Consider the following 24,368-nt stretch of genomic DNA (forward strand, 5'->3'; position numbering starts at 1 on the left):
CTGTAATGCGAAATCTGGAGACGCATCGTGCATCTAAGTCCTAACGATTCAAATCAATACCGCTACATTACCTTGAGCAATGAACTGCGTGTACTGCTGATTCATTCCGATACAGCTCAACAGTCGGCAGCTGCTCTGGCAGTGAACGTTGGACACTTCGACGACCCAAACGATCGCCAAGGTCTGGCACACTATTTAGAACACATGCTTTTTTTGGGTACGGAAAAATACCCTAAAGTGGGCGAGTTTCAAAGCTATATTAGCCAACACGGTGGAACAAACAACGCTTGGACTGGTACAGAGCACACTTGTTTCTTTTTCAATATTGCTCCAAATGCCTTTGAAAGTGCCTTAGATCGATTTAGCCAATTTTTTACCGCACCTTTGTTTAACGAAGAAGCATTAGACAAAGAACGCCAGGCTGTCGACTCCGAATACAAGCTCAAACTCAATGATGATTCTCGTCGCCTGTATCAAGTTAACAAAGAAGTCATCAATCCAGAGCACCCGTTTTCAAAATTCTCTGTCGGAAACTTAGATACTCTTGGCGACCGAGATGGTAAATCCATCCGCGACGAAATTGTGGAGTTTCACCACTCTCAGTATTCCGCCGATTTGATGACACTGACTCTATTTGGGCCACAGCCGCTCGATGAACAGCAAGCTTGGGTAGAAGCCATGTTTGCCGACATCCCAAATCACCATCTTCGTGGAAAATCGATTGATGTACCGATCGGCAATGAGGAAAGCACGGGCATTTTGGTTCAAGTCGAGCCGCTCAAAGAGTTCCGTAAACTGATTCTCACATTCCCCATGCCGGGAATGGATGCGCATTATAGCGTGAAGCCACTCTCCTACTTTGCTCACCTGTTGGGTTATGAAGGAGAAGGCAGTTTGATGCTTCAACTCAAAGAAAAAGGCTGGATTACCTCTCTCTCAGCGGGCGGCGGCGCGAGTGGCAGTAACTACCGAGACTTTACCGTAAGCTGCACCCTGACGCCAAACGGCTTAGATCATGTTGATGATATCGTTCAAGCGGTTTTTCAATACCTCTCGATGATCAAACAAGACGGGTTAGATGAATGGCGCTATCTCGAAAAACAAGCGGTATTAGAATCGGCTTTCCGCTTCCAAGAGCCATCGCGCCCAATGGATCTCGTCAGCCATCTGGTGATCAACATGCAGCACTATCAACCGGAAGACACGGTTTATGGTGACTACAAAATGGCGGGCTACGATGAGGAGTTACAGCGTTCATTGCTGCGATACTTAACCATCGATAATGTACGCGTCACTTTGATTGCTAAAGGCCTGGAATACAACCGTACTGCCGAATGGTACTTTACCCCGTACTCCGTCACACCTTTTAGTGAAGGCCAACGTCGTTTCTATCAACAAATCGACCCAAGCTGGCAATTCGTCTTACCGAAAAAGAACCCTTATATTTGCTACGACCTCGACCCCATGCCACTCGAAAATGGTGATTCGCTGCCAGAGTTGATTGAGGATCTCGAAGGGTTTCGGCTGTGGCATTTGCAAGATGACGAATTTCGCGTGCCTAAAGGTGTCGTTTATGTCGCTATCGACAGCTCTCATGCCGTTGCATCACCAAAGAACATCGTCAAAACGCGCTTATGTGTAGAGATGTTCCTCGATTCGCTAGCAAAAGAAACCTATCAAGCAGAAATCGCAGGGATGGGTTACAACATGTACGCTCACCAAGGTGGCGTGACCTTAACCCTCTCAGGGTTCAGTCAAAAGCTGCCTCAGTTGCTAGAAATGATTCTGCACCGTTTTGCTTCTCGAGATTTCAGCCCTGCTCGCTTTGAAACCATCAAACAACAACTGTTACGAAACTGGAGAAATGCTTCACAAGATCGCCCTATTTCGCAGCTGTTTAACGCACTTACTGGGTTACTTCAACCCAATAACCCGCCTTTCGCAACCTTAGTCAAAGCGCTAGAAGAAATCGAAGTCGATGAACTCTCGGTATTCGTAGAATCCATTCTTGCAGAACTGCACGTTGAAATGTTTGTTTACGGAGACTGGCAACGCCAGCAAGCCCATGACATGGCAACGACCTTAAAGGATGCTCTAAGAGTTAACGAGCAACGTTATGAAGAGGCACTTCGTCCTCTCATTATGCTAGGTAAAAATGGCAGTTTTCAACGTGAGGTGCATTGTAATCAGCAAGATTCCGCGGTCGTTATTTACCACCAGTGCGAGGATATTGAGCCTCGTAGTATCGCGCTATACTCATTGGCCAATCACCTTATGTCGGCAACGTTTTTCCACGAAATCCGTACCAAGCAGCAATTAGGTTACATGGTAGGCACTGGCAATATGCCGCTAAATCGTCACCCTGGTATTGTACTGTATGTGCAGTCACCTAATGCAGCACCTGCCGAGCTGGTTACCTCAATCGATGAGTTTTTAAATGCCTTTTATATGGTGCTGTTAGAGTTAAACGATTACCAATGGCACAGCAGTAAGCGCGGCTTGTGGAACCAAATAGCAACGCCGGACACCACACTTCGAGGACGGGCTCAACGTCTTTGGGTTGCGATAGGAAATAAGGACACTGAGTTTAACCAACGTGACAAGGTACTGGCGGAGTTGAAGAAGCTGACGCGCGCAGACATGATTCGCTTCGTTGTGAACGAATTGAAACCTCGTACTGCAAATCGTTTGATCATGCACTCTCAAGGTCAAGCGCATTCGGAGGCTCCGCGCATCCATCTAGGACAAGAAATAGGATCGATTGAAGAGTTCCAACTTCGGCCAAAAGATTGCGGCTTGGGGTGATCTAGTTGCGCAGAAATAAAATTGTCGATTACTAGAATGTACCTACAAACCCATGAGGTTGTCGGTCTCATAGATTGAATCGGCACCATAATTGGCAGAAAATTGAAATTACGCCATTGCGGCTTATCTCTAATTACCGCACTAAAAATAACTTAATGAGGTAATCATGAAAAAAGCACTTTTACTTGTGGCTCTTATACTGCCATTGGCATCTGCTTACGCTGAAATCTCAGTCAAAGGCGATGGCTTCGAATTAAGTGACGACTGTGTGCGCCTTAGCGGAGACAATGTATCCATCAAATCAGATGATTGCTCTTCAAAGCAGTGGAATGATAAAGACAAAAAAGGTAACAGCAGCGTTCACGGGGACGACAACCCAGGTAAAGGCCACAATAAAGATAAGAAAGACAAGAAGAAGTAACCATTTCTTCTTTATGAAAAAGGCTTGCCACTGGCAAGCCTTTTTCTCTACCGAAGCAACGTTTAATAGAACGTTGTCCCTTCACCAGCTCGAGTAAGCAAACCATCACATGGCGCGTAACGATCGCCATACTTCGATGCAAACTCATTCATTTTCTCTACGAGCTCTTTAATGCCAAATTGGTCCATGTAACGGAACGGACCACCCAAGAACGGTGGGAAACCAATACCAAATATCGCGCCAATATCACCGTCACGTGGCGAGCGAATGATGCCATCATCCAAACAACGTACCGCTTCATTCAACATTGGCAGCACACAGCGCAACGCAATATCGTTATCGCTTAGCTTAGATTCAGGGTCGAGCTTAAGCAGTTTGTAAATCGATTTGTCGACATCTTTCTTCTTGCCCTTGTAAGTGTAAAAGCCCTTACCACTCTTGCGTCCTTTACGTCCATCATTTAACAAGATATCAAACACATCCGGGCCTTTGAATCGGTCACCTAACTCATTAACCAGAATCGGCATAATTTTCGCGCCAATGTCGACACCGACTTCATCCAGTAAGGTAATCGGGCCGACAGGGAAACCAAAGTCAAGCAACGCCGTATCAATCTTTTCGATCGGTTCGTTAGCCAACAAAATATGCGCCGCTTCGTTCATGTATGGCGCAAGAATGCGGTTCACGTAAAAGCCCGCTTTGTCTTTCACTACGATCGGGGTTTTACCTTGCTTCTTAGCAAGTGCAACAACTGTTGAAACGGTTTCATCTGACGTCGTTTCATGCGGAATCACTTCCACCAAAGGCATTTTTTCTACTGGGCTGAAGTAATGCAAACCAACTACGTTTTCTGGACGCTCTGCTTTTTCTGCAATTTTGTGGATAGGCAACGAAGAAGTATTGGTCGCAAAGATAGTTTCTGTCTTAGCGTTTGCTTCAATGTCCGCCACCATTTTTTGCTTAAGATCTAAGTCTTCAAAAACCGCTTCAATTACGACATCAATATGATTAAAACTGGTAAAATCGACACCACCAGACAGTTGCAGCATTTTCGCTTGCAGATCGGCCTTGGATAGAATGCGACGTTTGCGCTGTTTCTCAAATAACTTGTAGTTGTAGTTGAGCGCATTTAAAACGCCATCGTTGCTAACGTCTTTGATGCGAACAGGTACTTTTGCTTTTGCAACAGACACATGGCTGATTCCGGCGCCCATCAGACCACCACCAAGCACACCAACTTTATGAACTGGTGCTGGTTTCGCATCCGTGCCATTTTCTTTCTTCATTTCTGTTGTGGCAAAGAAGATCGAACGGAGCGCTTTTGACTCTGAGCTCATCACAAGCTCACCGAAGCGCTTCGCTTCAAGTTCTTGACCTTTAGCGAAGCCTTTCTCTAAGCCATGTTGAATAACTTCTAGAATTGCAACCGTTGCTGGATAGTTACCGCGAGTTTTTTGATTCGTTTTCTTCGCAGCTTGCTCAAATACAAACTTGCGCCCTAGCCCGCTACCAGACATCACCTTTTCTTTCGTCGATAGCTTTTTCGTGCCCTTGTTTTTACCTTTGTCGATAAACTGTTTTGCTACGTCGAGCAAAATGGTGTCAGGCACACAGGCGTCCACAACGCCCAATTTTTTAGCTTTCTTCGCACGAAGTTGTTTACCCGTCAGGATCAAGTCCAACGACGGTAACAGGCCAATCAAACGTGGCAGACGCTGAGTACCACCAGAACCTGGCAATAAACCAAGTTGTACTTCTGGCAGACCTAAACGCGTTTTGTCAGAATCCGTACAAACACGATAATCACATGCAAGAGCCAGTTCTAAACCACCGCCCAAACATGGGCCATGAATAGCCGCAACGACAGGATAAGGTAAGTCCGATAGCTGCTGGAACAACTCCTGACCTTGCCTTGCTAAGGCTTCCGCTTCACTTGCTGTGGTGCATGCTTCTAGCATTCGAACATCAGCACCCGCAACAAAATTGTCCGGTTTTAGGGAGTGGATGATCATCCCTTTAATACCACTGGAGTCTTTTAGCTGAGCAAAAATTTCTTTCATTTCGTCAGCAAAAGCCGCCTGCAGCGTATTCATTTTTTCATTAGGAACATCAATTGCTAACCAAGCAATATTTTGCTCATCAACCTTTAGACTAAATGCTTTTTGCTCGCTCATTACTCAACCTCCAGAATCATTGCCGCACCAAGACCACCAGCAGCACATGCGGTATTCAATGCAATACCACCGCCACGGCGTTTTAGCTCTCGTAGGGTTTGCGTCATCATACGCGCACCAGTCGCAGCAAATGGGTGACCATAAGCAATTGATCCGCCAAGCACGTTGAACTTATCCATGTCAATTTCACCAATCGCTTTTGAGCGACCAAGGTTTTCTTGAGCAAACTTATCGGAAGCAAACATCTTCACATTCGCCAATGCTTGAGCAGCAAAGGCCTCGTGCATGTCGATCAACGTCAGGTCTGACAGTTCCAAGCCTGTATTTTCAAGCACTTTCGCTGTGGCATAAGTCGGCCCCATCAGCATGTCCTTTTCCACGCCGATAGCAGAGAATGCATAACCTCGGATGTAACCAAGAACCTCCATTCCGAGCTCTTTCGCTTTACCTTCTCGCATCAACATCACTGCCGCACCACCATCAGTCAATGGCGTACTGTTCGCAGCCGTAACACTGCCATACTGACGATCAAACGCAGGTCGCAATTTCGCGTATCCCTCAACCGTTGAGTCATGACGGATATTGTTGTCTTCCGAAATCCACTTTTTGTATGGTTCAGGGAAAGCCGTCATCACTTCATCTTGGATTTTTCCTTCTTTCCAAGCTTGAGAAGCCAGCGTATGAGAACGATGTGCAAGCGCATCCTGTTCTGCGCGAGAAATACCATGTGTTTTAGCCATTTGCTCTGCAGTTTGTCCCATGGATAAACCCGTAGAGTACTCTGCTACTGCTGGTGGCACTGGCATCAGGTCTTTAAAGCTCAAGTTTTTGAGGATACTAAGCTTCTGACCCATTGTTTTTGTCTTACTAAGAGCAAGCAGATTAGCGGCCAGTTTCTTTGATACGCCAATAGGCAGGACGGAAGAAGAGTCTGCACCGCCAGCAATACCAATATCGATGGTTCCCGCCATGATGCTTTCTGCGACATTAACCGCCGCTTGAAAACTCGTCGCACACGCTCGAGTCACACTGTATGCATCAGTATGGATGTTCATACCAGTGCCTAACACGATTTCTCGTGCGATGTTTGGCGCTTCAGGCATTTGTACTACTTGTCCAAATACCACTTGTTCGATTAGCTTCGGATCAATATCTGTTCGAGCAAGCATTTCGCTTACTACCATTTTCCCTAAATCGACCGCTGGCACTTGGCTAAATTCCGTGCTTTGACGAGCAAAGGGAGTTCGAAGCCCCGCGACAATAGCGACACGCTCACCATTGCGTGTTTTTACTTCCTGCTTGCCCATTGTTTCTCCTTAAATACAAGAGGTCTGACCTGATGCATTGTAATGAATTTGTTAAATTTATCAAACGTGCGTTTAAATAAACGTGAAGCAAGTAGTTCAATTACTCTACTTCTTTGATTCTTATGCGATTACTAATGGTTAACTATAGAGAGTTAAAACGGTAAGAGGTATACGGAAAGTAAAATCGAAGCAAAAAAAAACCACACATAACTGTGTGGTCGGAATATCTATAAAACAATTAACTTACGCCAATTGAAAAGTAATCAGTTTCCTGATTAGGAGAAAGTAAAGTCAGCCTTCAAAAGGAAGTGTCATCTTGCTCAACATGTTAGTCGCAATGACTAACGAGATGACAAGGTGTACTATAACCCCTTCACTGCTTGATATTTTGAAATAGATCAATTTTATAGTGATTTTACGAGTTTTAAGCTCACCTAAAGCGATTATTGATTCAAAACAATTCAAGAATCCACCATCAGAAGTCCCTTTTAATGCTCCATCGAGTGAACTTATCCAAGCCATTGATTACTAATGATGATATTGTTAACAATATATATCAATTCGTGTTCGATGATATCTGACATTTGCGTATACACTTTTAGGTAACCACATGGCTTATTGTGTCAAAGGGGTTGCATGACAAATCCTGCAACCAAAACCGCTAAGCGATGAAGCAAGTAAAGTCATGCTCAGAACAAATAAGAAACTCACAGAGCGAGGATGGAGGCTCCTGTGGCCATATTAAAAATGTTTGGAAAGAAAAATTCCAACAGTCCGGTCAACTCTGATATGGACAAGCAAAGAAAATACGAAGCGCTCGTCCGAGGGTATCATCGTGACTTGTACCGCTACGCATATTGGTTGTGCAAAGATAAAGCGGTCGCGGAAGATCTAGTTCAGGAAACCTGTCTTAGAGCTTGGAAGTCACTCGATAGCCTCCAAGACGAAAAAGCTGCCAAGTCTTGGCTCATCACAATATTGAGACGAGAAAATGCGCGCCGCTTCGAACGTAAACAATTTGATTTAGTTGATATCGATGATTACGGCAATGATGCTAAAGTCAGCGATGACTCACATCATCAGCAAGAATGGCTGCAGGCACAGATCATGAAGCTCGATGTTGAATATCGTGAGCCTTTATTTCTCCAAGTTGTTGGTGGTTTCAGTGGAGAAGAAATTGGTGACATTCTTGATTTAAATAAAAACACAGTGATGACTCGACTATTTCGCGCTCGTAATCAACTTAAAGAGATGTTGGATTCTCAAGATACCAAGAGAGGACAAAAGAATGGATGATTTAGAATTTCGTCGTCGTATTTTGTCGGATCCAAAACAAAAGGATGAAGAGATTCTGCAAGCTTTAGCTGGTAGCGACGCCAACAATAAGTTTGTTGATGACGTTTTGGATCTCGATGTAAAAATTAAACAAGCCATGAATGTGGATGTACCCGAAGATCTCGCAGATAAGATTTTATTTAGCCAGACGTCGAGTGCACTTGATGAAGAGAAGGTCGTAAGACCAAACTTTGTCCGCAAAGCAATGGCACTTGCCGCTTCTATTGCGTTCACCGCAGGGTTATTAGTTGGCCAAGTAAACTGGGGAAATGTTTTGGTGTCTCCAGCACAAGCCAGTTTAGCGGATACCGCGATGAAACACGTTATTCATGAAGAACCGTTTGTTCGTCATCTTGATGAGGATGTACCGAGCTCGCAAATTAATGCGAAAATGTCGCCATTTCATTACCAGTTTAGTGAAAACTTTCCATATCACGTTTACTACCTAAACCACTGCGGTTTTGGTGAATCCAATGCGGTGCATATGGTGTTCCAAGGTCCAAAAGGTAAAGTAACGTTATTTATTACTGGTATTCCAAGCGAACAAAGTACCGACTTTAATAAGGATGGCATGACCGGAATCGTTCAGCCCGTCGGGAGTTCAAGCCTGATTTTAGTCGGGGAAGAAGGTGAAAATATTGATGCGCTCGCTACGACTCTTGCATCAATGATTAAGCCGATGTAACAACTTCGACGATTTCCAGCCTTCAAAAGGTTAAATGCCGCTAAATGATCTTATTTAGCGGCATTTTTGTATAAATAGAACGCAAAACATTCACCATCGCTATACCATTTAGAGCTTAAACTCTAAATTATGCATTTTAAGTGCAATTTCCCGTCTTTTAGACATCATTTCTGCAATTTTTATTCAATTTTATCCAATGGTCGGATTTGTCCAAGCAATTATTGATACTACTATCTGCGCCACTGAGCAAAAGCTCAATTTATCGTCCAAAGAGACGAATCTAATAAGGAAAAACAAATGACTCAGAACACGCGTCTGTTTAAAAAGACTCTCCTAGCAGTAACGGTAGCTTTTGCCTCAGGTCAATCGATGGCAGCGGGTTTCCAAATCAACGCTCAATCAGCAACTGGCATCGGCCGTGCATTTGCTGGTGATGCAGTAATCGCAGATAATGCAGCAGTAATGGCTCGTAACCCAGCAGCAATGGCTCTGTTTGATAAAATGGAACTTTCGCTAGGTTTCGAAAGCATTACTTCAATGATTGAAGTGAAAGATGCGAAATATTGTGGTTCAACGTGCCAAGTAGCACCAACACTGTTCAAGCCTGTCGACTCAAACTATGACGACGCTGGCGATACTTCTATTGCACCGAACATTCATCTAATCGTTCCTGTAAATGACAAGTTTGCATGGGGCGTAAACGCATACTCTAATTTCGGTACTAAAACAGAATTCGACAATAGCTTTGCGGCAAAAGAATATGGCGGCTTAACTGATGTTAAGAGCGTAAACTTTGGCCTTGCAGGTTCTTACCGTCTCAATGAACAATGGAGCTTTGGTGCTGGTTTAGATTTAATCTACGGCCAAGGTACAATGAAGCGTGAACATGCTGCAATAGGCACACTCGTCGATGTAGACGAAGCTGATGGTTGGGCTGTAGGTTTCAATGTTGGTACTGTGTACGAGCTAGATGAAAACAATCGATTTGGTCTTGCATACCGTCATAGTCCAGAAATGGAAGCAAAAGACGATAAAGGTCAAAAAATCACACTACCTTTACCAGATATGGCCGAGTTCTCCGGCTTCCACAAAATTCAAGACACTAAGTTTGCTGTACACTACAGCATCCAATACATTGGCTGGGAAACTTTCGATCAAATTGAATTCTCTAACTTAAAAGGCTCTCCTCTTGGCTCATCGTACGATAAACAGTACCAGTGGCAAGATGGTTGGCACTACTCGATTGGTGGTACATATTACCTAAGTAATAACTGGACACTTCGTGCTGGTTACATGTACGACACGAGCGCCCAAGCTGACTTAACGTCTGTTTCCGTTCCTGACTCAGATCGCCAATGGTTCTCTACCGGCTTTACTTATCACATTGATAGTAAATCAAATGTCGACTTTGGCTTTACGTACCTAATGGGTAAAGATGTTGAGGTAAATGAATCAACACCTAACCCAATGTACAACCCAAGTGACGCTCAAAGCCCTCAAAATATCTCGAGCTTGTCAGCAACAACACGCGCTGATGCTATTCTATTCGGCTTACAATACAGCCGTAGCTTCTAAACGCTTCGCTGTTAGTTAGTAGAAAAATACTTTATATAAAAGGCTGGATTTCCAGCCTTTTTTCATATCTGCGATTTATTGCCCACTCAATTTGAGTGAACACGTGTATCTAAATCTCACAATTAGGACGCACAACTGTTCGCTGAATTCCGTTTACAAGCCTTTCACAGTTAGATAATTAAACCACCCAATCAACACTTGGAAGCATAATATTCCAAATGACTACTTATACTGGATTTTCATTTCTAAAGTAAAAACTCTACCTTTAAACTTTCGTCCCACGTTATAAATAAATCAGCGAACATTCGAATGAAAACCAACAAGACTCTTCTATCAACAGCAGTGGCATTAAGCCTACTTGGCGCAACGGGCATGGCTAACGCAGCAGGTTTCCAACTTGCTGAATATTCTGCAACAGGCCTAGGTCGAGCATATGCTGGTGAAGCTGCAATGGCTGACAACGCAAGTGCACAATGGCGTAACCCAGCAATGCTAACTTATTTGGAAGGCACTCAAGTGTCCGTTGGTGCAATCTATGTGAACCCAAATATTGATATTGAAGGTGATGTAAACTTCCACGGTAGCACTTCTTCTGCATCTTCAGATGACTTCGCACATGATGCAATCATTCCAAACTTCTACCTATCACACCAATATAATGAGAAATTCGCGATTGGTTTGGCATTTGGCACCAACTACGGCATGGAAACCGATTTAGGTAAAGGCTTTGGTGCCTCGCACTTCGGTAACGAAGCAAGCGTAACGACAATGGAAGCGAACTTGAACGCAGCTTACAAAGTCAATGAATCAATCAGCGTTGGTGGTGGTATCCGTTACATCATCGGCGAAGGCAGCTTTGGCGCAGCAGCTCCTAAGAATAACGTTGTAGGGTTAAATCCTGAAACTAATCAACCAATCAGTGTTCCTCAAGGTACCGCTCTAAAATACATGGAAGGTGACGATACCGCTTGGGGCTGGCAAGTTGGTACAGCATGGCAGATCAATGAAAATAACCTTATCGGCTTCGCGTACAAATCTGAAGTTGAACTAAAGCTTGAAGGCCATGCTGAAGGTCTTGGTTTTGGCTTCGGTACTTCTGAACGCGACAACGGCTACATGTATCTAAACCTGCCTGCAACGGCTGAGTTAGCAAGCTTCCACCAAGTAACAGACCAACTTGCGTTACACGCAAGCGTTAACTGGACGGATTGGAGCTCTTTCGAGAAATTGGAAGCACGTCTAAATACTGCTGGCACGCATATGGTTAAAGTAGAAAACTGGGAAGACAACTATCGCTTTGCTGTTGGTGCTACTTACCAGCTTGATCCTAAGCTAGCGCTACGCACTGGTATTGCATACGATACTTCAGCGGTAAGCGACAAAAACCGCACGATTACTATTCCAGAAACTGACCGTACTTGGCTAAGTATTGGCGCAACGTACGATTGGACGAAAGACTTCAGCCTAGACGCTGGCTTCACCTATATTTTTGCGAAAGACGCACCAATCGTTGAGTCTCGTGGTTACAAGTCAGACGACACTGCAGAACAAGTCGGCGGCCAATTTGTAGGCGAAACTACGGGTAATGTTTGGCTAATCGGTGTTCAAGCAAACTACCGTTTCTAACCAAGCTGCAAAATACAAAAAAGGCTTAGCATCAGCTAAGCCTTTTTTCATTTCTCTATTGTCAAGAACAACGCTTAAAAGTCTTCTAGATATTCATCTAAATACTCTTCTTCTTCGATGTTAACTTCTTCTACCGTTTCAACTTCTGCTTTAAAGTTTTGACGCTGGATATAAACATCGCGAGTTAGAATATATGGATCCGGCGACGAGTCTAGCTGCGCTTCTTGCGGTACTAATAAAGCACGCTTCTCCATTCCTTCAAACGCCCACTTACCCAAACTCGCCCAGAAGTTGAGATAAGAGAGGGGTAAATACGTACTATCTACGGTATCTGTCACTTCACGTAAGGTATACGGACCATAACCTGGAACCATGAAGTAAGGACCATTTCCAACACCATAGTGGCCTACTGCATCACTGAACGCTTTCTCGTCGTACTTCGTAATACCCGCGGCACTTGCAATATCGAATAAACCGAAAATACCGAACGTCGAGTTAATCCAAAAACGGTTAAAGTGGTCCACGGCTTTCGTACCATTACCCATGATTAAGTTATTAACCATGCTTGCTGGCTCATCTAAGTTCGATAAGAAGTTAGCGATACCAGAACGAATAGGAACTGGCGTGTATTCTACATACGCAAGTGATACAGGACGAACCAAATACGGATCTAAATATTCGTAGTTGAGTTCCCACATGGTTCGGTTAAAGCCTTCCAACGGGTCATACACATCAGAAGTCGTTTGATTTGTTTCTTGTCCTGTTACTGCTTCATCAGGCGCACTTGAACAGCCAACCAGTCCAACGGCTAACAGCAACAAGAAGGTAGATTTACCCTTGTTATACATTTTATTTTCCATAACGACTATTAATGTACCTAAGTCACCCCGATTAACCATTGTACGTATGTTGAGCAGGATACATAGTAAAGATGACTCAGATATGGGAATAAATAAAGGCCAGCAATCGCTGGCCTTCGGTATTCTACTCGATCGTTTAGAGTCATACCACTAAAGGCAACTGACTCTACCTCGTTGTCATGTTTCAGAGACAGATGTTAACAATTAATACTGCTGATCAATGGTCACTTCTACTGGTGCGCCAAATTCAACGACGTCACTTTCTCCGTGCCAATCTTGATCACGCGTTGCTACGTTACCGTCAGAATCTACACGCACACGGACGATTAGCTTATCGAGTGTAGATAACTTTTGCCCTTGCATCATGGCATTGCCATCATCTAATACGACTGTGCGAGGGAAAGTACCTAGCGGATAACGAGCAGCAGCCACAGGCATTGGGGAGCCATCTGAACGATGTACTGACACAATCAGAACTGCGTTTGGATCCAACTGAGCATTTGGTGCCACATTAATTGTCACAGCTACACTCTTATCCGGTGAAACCGCTTCGCCCATTTGCTTACGAGCACTCTCAATACTGCGTGACAACATCTCGTAGCGACTATCTTCTGGACCAATCATTTGCTGCATGATTCCCCAGTACTTGATGGCAGCCGGGAAGTCTTGACGCTCAAACGCATCGAACGCTAACAAAGAAAACACACGCAGATCGACATAGTCTTGCTGCATCAGCTTGCCGAGTAATGAGCGAGCCGTCGCTTGATCCATTTCCTCTTGAGACAGCATCAGAGCTTGTGCATAACCCAACATCACATCAGGATCTTTGGGCTCTAGGCGGTACGATTTTTCCATCGCATCGATAGCTGTGGTGACATCACGATTTGCTAACGCAATACGACCTAGCAGTAACCAACCTGTCGAGTCTTCCGGCTGGTAATGTAAGCGAGTTCGAAGGGCAAGGGTCAAATCCGCCATTTCATCGTCACTCAGCGGCTCAGAAGAAGCCGACATCAGCTTTTTCGATAACTCAGGTAGATTTGCGGACACTTCTTGCCATTGAACAATATCGTCTGACGCGCCAAATTTATAATACAAACCATAGCTCAGCACCACCGTCAGAATTACCGATGGAACTAAAACCGCGATTGGAGAAACCTTAGTTTCTTTTTGCGCTTTATCACCAGGGATATCGTCAAGCAGTGATTGCTTTAGATCAGAAATCAGTTCGTCTTCACTTTCAACTAGACCTTCGTCAGTTTCTTCTGCAAGCTCAGATAGTCGGTCTTTATAAAATGCCTTGTTAAGCTCATCGCGTAACACATCATCATTGTTCGCTTTTTGTTTAAGCAGCGGCAAAGCCACCAGCGCACAAGCAATAAGCGTGAGAACAACGGTGGAAATCCAAAATAGTGTCATTACTTCTTATCTCCGTTGTTCTCTTCTTCAAGCAATGCTTTTAAACGAGCTTCTTTTTGCTCATCCCATTGCTCGTCACTGCTCGCTTTTGCCTTAACTTTAGATTTACGGCTACGCAGTACAATCAAACCAAAACCACCCAGTACTACAGCGAGTGGCCCTAGCCACAAAATCGCAGTCGCGACCGTAAATGGTGGGTTGTAAGTCACGAAGTTACCGTAACGGTCGATCATGTAATCAACAATCTCATCTTTGGACTTACCTTCTTTGGTCATTTCGTACACCTTATGGCGTAAGTCCTGAGCAAGTTCAGCGTTAGAATCCGAGATCGTGTTGTTCTGACATTTAGGGCAACGGAGCGTATGGCTTAACTCTTTGAACTGCTGTTCTTGTTCCAAATTATCAAACTCGTACACTTCAATGGCCGCATGAGCAGCAAGAGATAATGTCATCGCAGCAAAAACGGCAAGAATTAGCTTTCTCATTGCTTCGCCTCCTCAACCAATTTGTTGTAAAGCGGCTCCAGTGTTTCTGACCAATTACGTGGGTTTACATCCCCTACATGGCGATAGCGAATCACACCATTTGCATCAATAATGAATGTTTCTGGAGCACCATAAACGCCAAGGTCAAGGCCAAGCATACCACTGCCATCAAATAGGCTGATCAAGTACGGGTTGCCGAGATCATTCAGCCAACCTATTGCTTTATTACGATCATCTTTGTAATTCATACCGATGATCTTAACGCCCTTACCCGCCAATTCGTTTAGGTATTTATGCTCTGCATAACACGTTGGGCACCACGTTGCCCAAACGTTCAAGAGCAACGGTTCACCTTTAAAAATTGATTGGTCGTACTGTTTTCCAGGCTCAGCCAGGTCTTCTAAATGAAACTCAGGAACTGGCTTGCCAACCAAAACCGACTCCAATTTAGTTGGATCATCGCCCTCTTGGTTACGCATTAATTGGGTTGCGAAAATGCCCGCTAGAATCATGAAAGCGACAAGCGGAATAAATAAGATTTTCTTATTCATGTTATGCCTCCTGCTCTTTTGACTTCGCATTTTTCTTCGGCGATTTACGGAAGCGGTAGCGTTTATCAGAAATCGCTAGTGCGCCGCCTAATGCCATAATCAAAGAGCCAGCCCAAATCCAACGAACGAACGGTTTATAGTAAATACGAACAGCCCAAGATCGGTTGTCGTCTAAACGTTCACCCATTGCAATGTATAGGTCGCGGCTAATACCACGGTCAATGGCTGCTTCAGTCATCATAGACTTAGCCGTACGGTAGAAGCGCTTCTCTGCGTGAAGCGTATTCACGTATTTGCCATCATGTGTGATCTCAAAGTCTGCGATGTAGCCATCGTAGTTTGGACCATCTTTATCACGCAAGCCTGAGAAGTAGAAATCATAACCTTGAATTTGGAAGTGTTCGCCAGGTGCTAAACGTACATCTCGCTCGATGCTGTAGTTCTGTACCATCGCAATACCGATAACAGATACCGCCAGACCAACATGACCCAACATCATTGCCCAGTGGCTACGTTGCAGCTTGCGAACACCTTCACTAAAGCTATGACGGTGCGTTGCACGCTCGTACAATTCAAAGCCATGCATCGCAATAATCCAAATCGCCATCACCCAACCAATGTAAGCCATGGTTGAGAAGAAATCGGCAAACAGGTACACGCATAGCGCGGCCAAAGCGAAAGCAAGCACACCTGAAACGAGCATTGGTTTCACAAGTTTAGATAAACTGTCTCGCTTCCAGCGAATAAGAGGACCAATACCAAGCAGAAAAGCAAATGGCATCATTAACCACGCAAATAGCATGTCAAAGAATGGCGCACCGATAGAGACCGACCCCAAACCAAGCTGCTTGTGTACGAGCGGCAACAGTGTCCCCACTAACACCACAACAAGAGCGGCGATAAGTAATACATTGTTGGCTAAGAGCGCATTTTCACGTGAGACTAAGTCGAAGTTACCTCGTACACGCACTGCTGCCCCTTTTACGGCAAACAGCAATAAAGAGCCGCCGATAACGAAAACGAGGAAGCCTAGAATAAACATACCGCGCGACGGGTCAGACGCGAACGCGTGCACCGATACTAAAATACCGGAACGGACTAAGAAGGTGCCCAACAAACTCAACGAAAATGCAGAGATTGCCAATAGTACCGTCCACGCTTTAAATGTGCCGCGTTTTTCTGTCACGGCAAGAGAGTGCATTAATGCGGTACCCGCTAACCAAGGCATGAATGATGCGTTTTCTACTGGGTCCCAGAACCACCAGCCACCCCAGCCAAGTTCGTAGTAAGCCCACCAAGAACCTAGTGCGATACCAAGTGTTAAAAATACCCATGCAGCGGTTGTCCAAGGACGAGACCAACGAGCCCAAGCCGTATCAAGGCGTCCGGTCATTAGGGATGCGATCGCAAAAGAGAATGCAACCGAGAAACCAACATAGCCCATGTAAAGCATTGGCGGGTGAACAATCAAACCAGGGTCTTGAAGCAGAGGGTTCAAGTCACGTCCGTCAACCGGGAAGAACGGTAACGTACGTAGGAATGGGTTCGACGTTAGGATGATAAACAGTAGGAAACCCACTGAGATCATGCCCATAACAGCAAGTACACGTGCAACCGACTCTTGCGGCATACCACGACTAAACGTCGCTACAGCGACAGTCCAAGCAGCTTGGATTAAAACCCATAGCAACAGTGAACCTTCGTGCGCACCCCATACTGCGGTTAAACGGTAGTACCAAGGAAGCTGACTATTCGAGTTGCTCGCTACATACTGTAACGTGAAGTCGTTGGTATAAAATCCCCAACATAAAATGGCGAAAGAGAACAACAGCATCAGGAACATAGACCAAGATAGCGGTCGCGCTGTGTTCATGAGCATGGTGTTATTATTCGATGCTCCCCACAATGGCAATACGCTCAACAACACTGCCATTGCAAGCGAAAGAATGAGAGCAAAGTGACCGATTTCAGCAATCATTGGCCGCTTCCTTGTTTCTGTTCGGTGCTGTATTGAAGCGGTTCATGCGTTTTCTTCATCGCTTCTGCAATTTCTGGTGGCATGTATTCTTCATCGTGCTTCGCTAGGACCTCAAATGCCTCAACTGTCGTGGCATCTTTCAGTACACCTTGAGCAACAATACCCTGCCCTTCACGGAACAAGTCAGGAAGAATACCGTCATAGGTAATCGTCACTTTCGGACCGACATCGTGCAGGTCAAAACTCACTTTCAAAGAATTAGGATCTCGACGAACTGAGCCCACAACCACCATTCCACCGATACGCAGACGCTGGCCTACTTCTGGCTTGGTGCCATCTGGCTTACCATTAACCAATTCCGTTGGAGTGTAGAAAAGGTCCATATTTTGGTTAAGCGCATAAAGTATCAAACCAATGGTGGCACTAATACCGATAAAGATCGCTAGTACAATACCTAGCCTCTTTTTACGTCTCGGGTTCATAAGGTGTTCTCCATGTTCTTCGCTGCGTCGATACGAGCTTGACGGTCAATTTTTGCTTTCACTTCTTTCAATAATGCATCACCGCGGCGAAGGCTAGTGATCAGAAGAATCAGCATGGATAAGAAAGTAATACCAAACGCACTCCATACGTATGATGCGTAGCCACCCATGGCAAAAAAGTCGCTCAGAGATTCAAAATGCATAATCAGTTACCTCACTGAGTTTGTTCTGTTGCGAGTTTGCGCACCCAAGGGCGGTGACTTTCTTTACTGATGATTTCGTTACGAAAACGGACCATCGTCACGGCACCAAAGAAGAACGCAAAGCCAAAGATGTTCAGCAATAACGGCCAAAGCATGTCGGATGAAATAGAAGGTTGTTCAAATTTCGTGATCGTCGCACCTTGATGAAGCGTGTTCCACCATTCCACGGAAAAGTGAATGATAGGTAGGTTTACTACGCCTACGATCGCTAAGATACCAGCGGCTTTTGCAGCGGTTTTTTGATCGTCAAACGCATGGTAGAGCGCAATCACACCAAGGTAGAGAAATAGCAGAATCAATTCAGATGTAAGACGGGCATCCCATACCCACCAAGTGCCCCACATAGGCTTGCCCCAAACAGCACCTGTAAGTAGAGCAATAAAAGTAAATACTGCACCAATAGGAGCCATCGCAAGTGCCGCCATATCAGATAGGCGAACTTGCCATACTAGGCCAATAAATGCAGCGATCGCCATCGACATATAAACGCCCATAGACCAAATAGCTGATGGGACATGAATGTAGATGATTCGGAAACTGTCACCTTGTTGGTAATCTGAAGGCGCAAATGCAAGCCCCCAAACCGTACCAACCGATAAGCATACGAGGGCCAATACAGAAAACCAAGGCAGAAACTTACCACTCAAACGATAAGCTGCTTCTGGCTTGGCATAAGGATGTAGCCATTTCCACATGTTTTGTTCTCACTCTTACTTCAGGGACACTGTCTAAAGGGTTGAGACCGTAGCAGTGCTTTAATAATAATTCTTTGATCAAGCGCCGCTTCATTGGCACTTTATTGGGTTAGTTGACACTAACTCGTAATGCGGCACTGATGGCAAAAGGCGTTAATGTCATCGCCCCCATTAGCATCGCACCTAAAATCGCTAGTTGACCGTTATACGCCATACCGAGTGCGGCAGCATCAATTGCCGATGTTGCGAAAATCAAAATTGGGATGTAGAGCGGAAGAATAAGCAAACTCAAAAGAACGCCACCCTTTTGCAACCCAACAGTCAACGCCACACCAATGGCGCCAATAAAACTTAGTGTTGGTGTACCGATCATCAAGGTTAATACAACCGATAGCCAAGTATTGAAGTCGAGCGAAAGTAAAACCGCCAATAATGGGCTAATTAAAATCAGAGGTAACCCTGTTAACAACCAATGTGCTATGACCTTTGAAACCACTACAAGTTGCAATGGAATCGGCATTAGCATCATTTGTTCTAGTGCACCGTCTTGAAAATCATCACGAAATAGACGCTCTAATGATAATAAGGCGGACAGCAATGCGGCAACCCAAACGATGCCCGCTGCAATACGTGCTAACAAATTAGGCTCTGGTCCAATACTCAGAGGAAAGAGAGTAATGACAATAATAAAGAACCACAGCGGGTTCAGAATGTCTGCCTGACGGCGAAATGCGATTAGGAGCTCACGACGAATGATGGTGGTCATCGAGGAAATCATATCAGTCACCCAGCTTTATTTTTCTAAGTTTCGGGCTGTCCGCAAACATATCTTGATGCGTCGTCAACACAACAATACCGCCATTATCAGCATGACTTGCGAACAAAGATTCAAGCACCTTGACACCTTGCTTATCAATGGCAGTCAACGGCTCATCTAAGATCCATAAAATTTGCTTACTGAGCCATAACCTTGCCAATGCGACTCGTCGTTGCTGACCTGCGGAAAGTTGTGCTACAGGCACATCTTCTCGACCAGCTAATCCTACTTGAGTCAAAGCGATAAAGATTTCTTCGTCTGAAGAGCGATTATTTTGAATAGATTGATAAAAACGTAAGTTTTCTAATGCGGTAAGCTCTCGTTTCACTCCTGTTTGATGTCCTAAGAAAAGCAGATCTTGATGGAAAACATCACGAGATTTTTCAACCTCTTCGCCTTTCCATTTAATGACACCTTCTTCTCTATCACCTAACCCTGTCACAATCCGTAGCAATGTAGTTTTACCAGTACCATTACGCCCTTCGATCTGGACCAATTCACCAGGCTTAATTTCAAACTGCAGGTTTTCAAACAGAACCCTTTCATCACGGATTGCTGTCAGGTTAGACACTTCTAACATAGAGCTTCAACTAAAAAATGAACGAGCCGCTATATTAGCACAGCTTAGTTATGACAAAACAGGATAAGAGGGCTAGGTTACATGTAAGTTCATGTATTTTTGTTAATTAATCATCACACTTTAATAAAATTAACTATAAGTAGTTATAAGCGCTCATTTTGAATTTGAGAGGCCAGAACTAAGAGCAAGATCGACTGAAGGTTGTCTAGGGTTGTATTTAAGAAGAGCATTAGAGGCTAAAAACAAAAAAAGAGGCGTAATAACGCCTCTTTTTTTCGCTTGATAACCTTTAGCGTCGACGACGTCCACGCGTTGGATATTCTGAGTCATCTGATGGCTGACCACTTAATGGTGGAATCTTCTCTTTCCCCGCCAGTTTCTTCTGCAGTGAAAGCATCAACTCAGCTTCGGCTTTTGGTAGTTCGCACTCTTCAATCAGCTCGTTGATATCAGCGCCAAGCTGTACCATTTTAGAAGCGCGACTGTACAAGCGACCATCAGTATCAGCGTGTTCGAGTTCGCGAATTCTCTCGTTTAAGTGCTGAATAATGTCTTGTTGCTCGGTCACTTTTTGTCCAAGACCAACAACAACCGAGCGCACTTCGAGTAACTGCTTACTCAACTTTTGCACTTCTTTATCTGCGTGTCGAGATTGAGCTCGTTGTTGATCTAACTGCTTTTGTAACCCCGAGCGAATCCGCAGTTGCAAAACAACCAATACCAACACGATAAAAGCAACGCCACCCGCAAGGAATGGGGCAGATAAAAGAGTCTCTTCAGCCATCATCATTCAGCCATTAAAGGTGAGCCATCTCGTCCCACTCGTCATCTGTTAGCAGCTTGTTCAAATCCACAAGGATAAGAAGCTTGCCGTCACGGTTGCTCACACCCTGGATGAACTTCGCACTCTCGTCGGTACCAACTGAAGGCGTGGTATCAATTTCAGAAGAACGCAGATAAACAACTTCTGCCACGCTATCTACTAAGATACCAATCACTTGACGCTCAGACTCGATCACAATAATACGAGTGTTGTCAGTGACTTCGCCTTCCATCAGGCCAAAACGTGAACGTGTATCGATAACAGTAACTACATTACCGCGTAGGTTGATGATACCAAGTACATAATCTGGTGCACCTGGAACAGGGGCAATTTCAGTATAACGAAGTACTTCACGAACTTGCATTACGTTGATGCCGTACGTTTCTTCCTCTAGCTGGAACGTCACCCACTGAAGAACTTCGTCATTCGATGCATCTTTCTTCACTTCTACTTCAAAAGCTTGAGACATAGTTAATCCTCGTTAATGTCGTTCCCGACTTAAATCTAATTCAGTGATTTGACATCTAAACCGGCGTTTAGCATGTCAATGAGCGCCTGGACATGAATTAAGGCACACATTTTTTCTTTTACCATGCCCGCTAGCCAAGGGCGTTTACCCGCCTGCTCACGCCAGCGAACCTTGTCGATATTAAGCGTTTCAGTCCCCATTAATTGGTTACTGGCCAACCCCCACATGCTCTCACCAAGCATGACGACATATTGGTAGTTATCTTTATAGCTATCATCACGAAGCTTATCTGCCATCACCCATTTCGCGGTATCGACGACATCAAACTGTTGCTCGCGATTTGTTTGTAGCCCCAAATACCAGGCGGGTTTTCCTATCAAATGGTTAAGCTCGCTAATGCGATGAATACCACCTAACTCATCAAGAGGTACAGCAAACGTGACACCATTCACATCAAAGTAAAGAACTTGGAAGTCCTCACTTCGCTTCGTGCTTTCCCAGACCGTTGGTATATCGGAATCTGCTTGTGTTTCGAGTTCAGTATCGACGTTCGATTCTATATTGATACTTTGTTCGATCACTGCGTGAGGTTCATCCACCTCTGGTTGCGCTTCCTCAAAAACTGGCTCATCAATCACCCAGTCCTGTATTTCCTCAACACCCTGAAGCTCAGGCACCTCACTAAAGGTTTGTACCTCAGGCTCAGCCGCTTTTATCTCTGCTGCAATATCAATCGTATTTTGTTCAAGAATACTATCAATATCCAACTCAGCCACTGGGTTGCTTGCTTCAAGCTGACTTAATAGCCTTTGAACATCTTCCAGGTTTGGAGCTTCCAACTCTGGCGGATATGTTTCTTGAAACTGGTACGTTTCTGGCTCCGAGTATTGTAGCTGTAATTCTGGCTCTGGCTCTGGCTCTGGCTCTGGCTCTGGCTCTGGCTCTGGCTCTGGCTCTGGCTCTGGCTCTGGCTCTGGCTCTGCAGATGATACCTCTTGAGCCAACAGGTCAAGGTCTTCCTCAAGAGTCGTTATTTCAGTTTCATCATCCAGTAATGCATTAAAGTAGTCATCAAGTGCTTGTTCACTGGACAGCACATCATTACTGCTCATCGAACGCCAACCTCTCCAGGTAAATCAGTAGCTGTTTATAGGCAAACACACCACGGCTACCAGATGCAAAATGCGAAGCTGGCAAGTGCTTTAAACTGGCATCGCGGAACTTAGTATCAATAGGCACCGCTGAGGTCCACACTTGATTTGGGTAATCTTTTTTCAGTTGCATCAATGTCTGCAATGACGCTTTCGTGCGCTTATCGTACATGGTTGGGACGATAGTCACTTTGAAACCGCCCGGGCGAGATTTTTGCATAATGGTTAGCGTACGCATCATGCGCTCTAGACCTTTCATCGCCAAAAACTCTGTTTGAACAGGAATCAAAATTCGGTCACTGGCTGCCAACGCGTTCACCATCATCACGCCAAGGATTGGCGGACAATCAATCAACACATAGTCATAGTCTTGTGAGACAGTTTGCAGCGCCCGTTTTAATATTAATCCCATACCACTGCGATTACCCATTACGCGATCAAGCGTGGCAAGGGACATATGCGCGGGAATGATATCCATTCCTTCCAGCTCTGTTTCTAAAATCAACGGTTTAACCGTCTCACGAGAAAACGTCTTCAACTGGAATAAATCAAATAGGCTCGAAGTTACTGCATCAGGATCATAACCGAGATAAGTAGTCAGTGAGGCGTGAGGATCAGTATCAACCATCAATACTCGATGGCCTTTCTGGCTCAATAAGCCCGCCAATGTCACTGTTGAGGTGGTTTTACCCACGCCTCCTTTCTGGTTTGCTACACTCCAAACAATCATGATGAATCCTAAGCTAGGCCAACTTCCACCAACATGCGTTCAGCAATGCGGTCAAGCGGTAAATCTTCTGAAGAAATGCCTGCTTTAGCAACCGCTTGGGGCATGCCATAAACAACACAACTTTCTTCATCTTGTGCCCAAATAGTTGAGCCTGAAGACTTCAACATGCGAGCGCCCTCACGACCGTCTGCACCCATGCCTGTCAACACTAAAGAGAGCACTTTGTCGCCATATACTTTTGCGGCAGAACCAAAAGTCACATCCACACATGGTTTGTAGTTCATGCGGTCGCCGCCATCAATAATGCGAAGACGAGCAGCGCCCGCTCGTCCATCCACCATCATTTGTTTCCCACCTGGTGCAAGGTATGCCACACCGGGCTGTAACACATCGCCATCTTGTGCTTCTTTCACTTGAATCTTGCACAAGGTGTTCAAACGACTGGCAAACGCAGCAGTAAACGTTGCTGGCATGTGTTGAATCAATACAATCGGATGCGGATAGTTCATCGGCAAACGCGTCAGAATTTTTTGTAGAGCAACGGGGCCACCTGTTGATGTGCCAATTGCCGTCAGTTGATACTTCTTACCAGAAGCACGGTACTTTGTCGCAGCAGGTCGAGTTGGTGTTGGAGTCACAGGTGAAGCCGTTCTTGAACCTAATGATCGAGTAGTCGTGCTGGTACTCGCTGTTGGGCGAGCGATAGGTCGACGCATGAAAGCGCGCTTCGAGGCAATCTGAATCACACGCTGTTGAAGTAATGACACCGCTTCTTCACGGTTACGCGCAATGTCCTCAAACTTTTTCGGTAAGAAGTCCAATGCGCCCGCATCTAGCGCATCAAGCGTAGCTTTCGCCCCGTCGTGGGTCAGGGACGAAAACATTAGAATTGGCGTTGGAGCAGCGGCCATTATTTCACGTACAGCTGTAATGCCATCCATCACTGGCATTTCAATATCCATCGTGATGACGTCAGGTTTGAGAGATTTGGCTTTCTCAACCGCCTCTCTACCATTTACCGCAACGTCAATCACTTCTAGGCGCGATTCTGAGTTGATGATTTCGCTCACGCGACGTCGGAAAAAACTCGAATCATCAACGACTAGTACTTTAATCGCCATCTTATTCCTTTTAATA

Annotated in this window: 23 protein-coding genes; 6 read left to right on the forward strand and 17 right to left on the reverse strand. The window is 45.0% G+C overall.

The genetic code is table 11. The features are described from left to right. Window positions 1-27: 27 nt before the first annotated feature. Together R7H07_RS08890 and R7H07_RS08895 are read left to right on the forward strand one after the other, a co-directional pair. On the forward strand, window positions 28-2,805 hold the full coding sequence (locus tag R7H07_RS08890; RefSeq protein WP_065274740.1) for an insulinase family protein: 2,778 nt from the start codon (window positions 28-30) through the stop codon (window positions 2,803-2,805). A 166-nt stretch (window positions 2,806-2,971) separates the two neighbouring features. Beyond that, a complete protein-coding gene (locus R7H07_RS08895; RefSeq protein WP_065274741.1) occupies window positions 2,972-3,226 on the forward strand; it encodes a CG2 omega domain protein in 255 nt (84 codons plus the stop codon). A 62-nt stretch (window positions 3,227-3,288) separates the two neighbouring features. Here R7H07_RS08895 and fadJ read toward each other — a convergent pair whose 3' ends face one another. Both fadJ and fadI read right to left on the reverse strand, forming a co-directional pair. Then, complete coding sequence (gene fadJ / locus R7H07_RS08900) at window positions 3,289-5,400, reverse strand: fatty acid oxidation complex subunit alpha FadJ (RefSeq protein WP_065274742.1); 2,112 nt, start codon at window positions 5,398-5,400, stop codon at window positions 3,289-3,291. Continuing rightward, window positions 5,400-6,707, reverse strand: a complete 1,308-nt coding sequence (gene fadI, locus R7H07_RS08905) for an acetyl-CoA C-acyltransferase FadI (RefSeq protein WP_065274743.1) — start codon at window positions 6,705-6,707, stop codon at window positions 5,400-5,402. Before fadI ends, fadJ begins: the two co-directional genes overlap by 1 nt. 720 nt (window positions 6,708-7,427) lie before the next feature. Between fadI and R7H07_RS08910 the strand changes: the two genes are divergently transcribed. The 4 genes from R7H07_RS08910 to R7H07_RS08925 all read left to right on the forward strand — a co-directional run bounded on the left by R7H07_RS08910 (window position 7,428) and on the right by R7H07_RS08925 (window position 11,928). Continuing rightward, window positions 7,428-8,003 (forward strand): sigma-70 family RNA polymerase sigma factor, encoded by a 576-nt coding sequence (locus tag R7H07_RS08910; protein WP_005380528.1) that lies wholly within the window; start codon window positions 7,428-7,430, stop codon window positions 8,001-8,003. Continuing rightward, window positions 7,996-8,727 carry a DUF3379 domain-containing protein gene (locus R7H07_RS08915; RefSeq protein ID WP_025767180.1) on the forward strand — a complete coding sequence of 244 codons (732 nt, stop codon included), beginning with the start codon at window positions 7,996-7,998 and terminating at the stop codon, window positions 8,725-8,727. Before R7H07_RS08910 ends, R7H07_RS08915 begins: the two co-directional genes overlap by 8 nt. Window positions 8,728-9,024: 297 nt before the next feature. Further along, window positions 9,025-10,302 (forward strand): outer membrane protein transport protein, encoded by a 1,278-nt coding sequence (locus R7H07_RS08920; protein WP_149192451.1) that lies wholly within the window; start codon window positions 9,025-9,027, stop codon window positions 10,300-10,302. A 309-nt stretch (window positions 10,303-10,611) separates the two neighbouring features. Further along, window positions 10,612-11,928: an outer membrane protein transport protein gene (locus R7H07_RS08925; protein ID WP_206960010.1), complete on the forward strand. Its 1,317-nt coding sequence runs from the start codon at window positions 10,612-10,614 to the stop codon at window positions 11,926-11,928. 74 nt (window positions 11,929-12,002) lie between these two features. Here R7H07_RS08925 and R7H07_RS08930 read toward each other — a convergent pair whose 3' ends face one another. The 15 genes from R7H07_RS08930 to R7H07_RS09000 form a co-directional block, all read right to left on the reverse strand. Then, the gene (locus R7H07_RS08930) at window positions 12,003-12,776 is read right to left on the reverse strand and encodes a VacJ family lipoprotein (protein WP_005380523.1); all 774 of its coding nucleotides are present in this window, start codon (window positions 12,774-12,776) and stop codon (window positions 12,003-12,005) included. Between the two features lie 216 nt (window positions 12,777-12,992). Continuing rightward, window positions 12,993-14,207 (reverse strand): c-type cytochrome biogenesis protein CcmI, encoded by a 1,215-nt coding sequence (gene ccmI, locus R7H07_RS08935; protein ID WP_054575506.1) that lies wholly within the window; start codon window positions 14,205-14,207, stop codon window positions 12,993-12,995. Beyond that, window positions 14,207-14,692: a cytochrome c-type biogenesis protein gene (locus tag R7H07_RS08940; RefSeq protein ID WP_149192452.1), complete on the reverse strand. Its 486-nt coding sequence runs from the start codon at window positions 14,690-14,692 to the stop codon at window positions 14,207-14,209. Before R7H07_RS08940 ends, ccmI begins: the two co-directional genes overlap by 1 nt. Next, entirely contained in the window at window positions 14,689-15,243 is a 555-nt protein-coding gene (locus R7H07_RS08945; RefSeq protein WP_005380518.1) for a DsbE family thiol:disulfide interchange protein, read from the reverse strand. The genes R7H07_RS08940 and R7H07_RS08945 overlap by 4 nt, the downstream gene beginning before the upstream one ends. Window position 15,244: 1 nt before the next feature. Further along, complete coding sequence (locus R7H07_RS08950) at window positions 15,245-17,221, reverse strand: heme lyase CcmF/NrfE family subunit (protein ID WP_021034009.1); 1,977 nt, start codon at window positions 17,219-17,221, stop codon at window positions 15,245-15,247. Next, on the reverse strand, window positions 17,218-17,703 hold the full coding sequence (gene ccmE / locus R7H07_RS08955; protein WP_005380516.1) for a cytochrome c maturation protein CcmE: 486 nt from the start codon (window positions 17,701-17,703) through the stop codon (window positions 17,218-17,220). Before ccmE ends, R7H07_RS08950 begins: the two co-directional genes overlap by 4 nt. After that, complete coding sequence (ccmD, locus tag R7H07_RS08960; protein WP_005380515.1) at window positions 17,700-17,906, reverse strand: heme exporter protein CcmD; 207 nt, start codon at window positions 17,904-17,906, stop codon at window positions 17,700-17,702. Before ccmD ends, ccmE begins: the two co-directional genes overlap by 4 nt. A gap of 11 nt (window positions 17,907-17,917) precedes the next feature. After that, a complete protein-coding gene (locus R7H07_RS08965; protein WP_005380513.1) occupies window positions 17,918-18,661 on the reverse strand; it encodes a heme ABC transporter permease in 744 nt (247 codons plus the stop codon). A 109-nt stretch (window positions 18,662-18,770) separates the two neighbouring features. Further along, window positions 18,771-19,439 carry a heme exporter protein CcmB gene (gene ccmB / locus R7H07_RS08970; protein ID WP_005380512.1) on the reverse strand — a complete coding sequence of 223 codons (669 nt, stop codon included), beginning with the start codon at window positions 19,437-19,439 and terminating at the stop codon, window positions 18,771-18,773. 1 nt (window position 19,440) lies between these two features. Further along, window positions 19,441-20,058 carry a cytochrome c biogenesis heme-transporting ATPase CcmA gene (gene ccmA / locus R7H07_RS08975; RefSeq protein ID WP_005380511.1) on the reverse strand — a complete coding sequence of 206 codons (618 nt, stop codon included), beginning with the start codon at window positions 20,056-20,058 and terminating at the stop codon, window positions 19,441-19,443. A 289-nt stretch (window positions 20,059-20,347) separates the two neighbouring features. Continuing rightward, a complete protein-coding gene (locus tag R7H07_RS08980; RefSeq protein ID WP_025767176.1) occupies window positions 20,348-20,842 on the reverse strand; it encodes a DUF2802 domain-containing protein in 495 nt (164 codons plus the stop codon). A gap of 13 nt (window positions 20,843-20,855) precedes the next feature. Continuing rightward, window positions 20,856-21,350 (reverse strand): chemotaxis protein CheW, encoded by a 495-nt coding sequence (locus R7H07_RS08985; RefSeq protein WP_005380507.1) that lies wholly within the window; start codon window positions 21,348-21,350, stop codon window positions 20,856-20,858. A 35-nt stretch (window positions 21,351-21,385) separates the two neighbouring features. After that, window positions 21,386-22,462, reverse strand: a complete 1,077-nt coding sequence (locus R7H07_RS08990; RefSeq protein ID WP_017635946.1) for a chemotaxis protein CheW — start codon at window positions 22,460-22,462, stop codon at window positions 21,386-21,388. Continuing rightward, a complete protein-coding gene (locus tag R7H07_RS08995; RefSeq protein WP_005380505.1) occupies window positions 22,452-23,231 on the reverse strand; it encodes a ParA family protein in 780 nt (259 codons plus the stop codon). The genes R7H07_RS08990 and R7H07_RS08995 overlap by 11 nt, the downstream gene beginning before the upstream one ends. Before the next feature lie 8 nt (window positions 23,232-23,239). Then, window positions 23,240-24,352, reverse strand: a complete 1,113-nt coding sequence (locus tag R7H07_RS09000) for a protein-glutamate methylesterase/protein-glutamine glutaminase (RefSeq protein ID WP_005380504.1) — start codon at window positions 24,350-24,352, stop codon at window positions 23,240-23,242. Window positions 24,353-24,368 lie beyond the last annotated feature (16 nt).

The organism is Vibrio sp. Vb1127, from assembly GCF_033338735.1.
Lineage (GTDB): Bacteria > Pseudomonadota > Gammaproteobacteria > Enterobacterales > Vibrionaceae > Vibrio > Vibrio alginolyticus.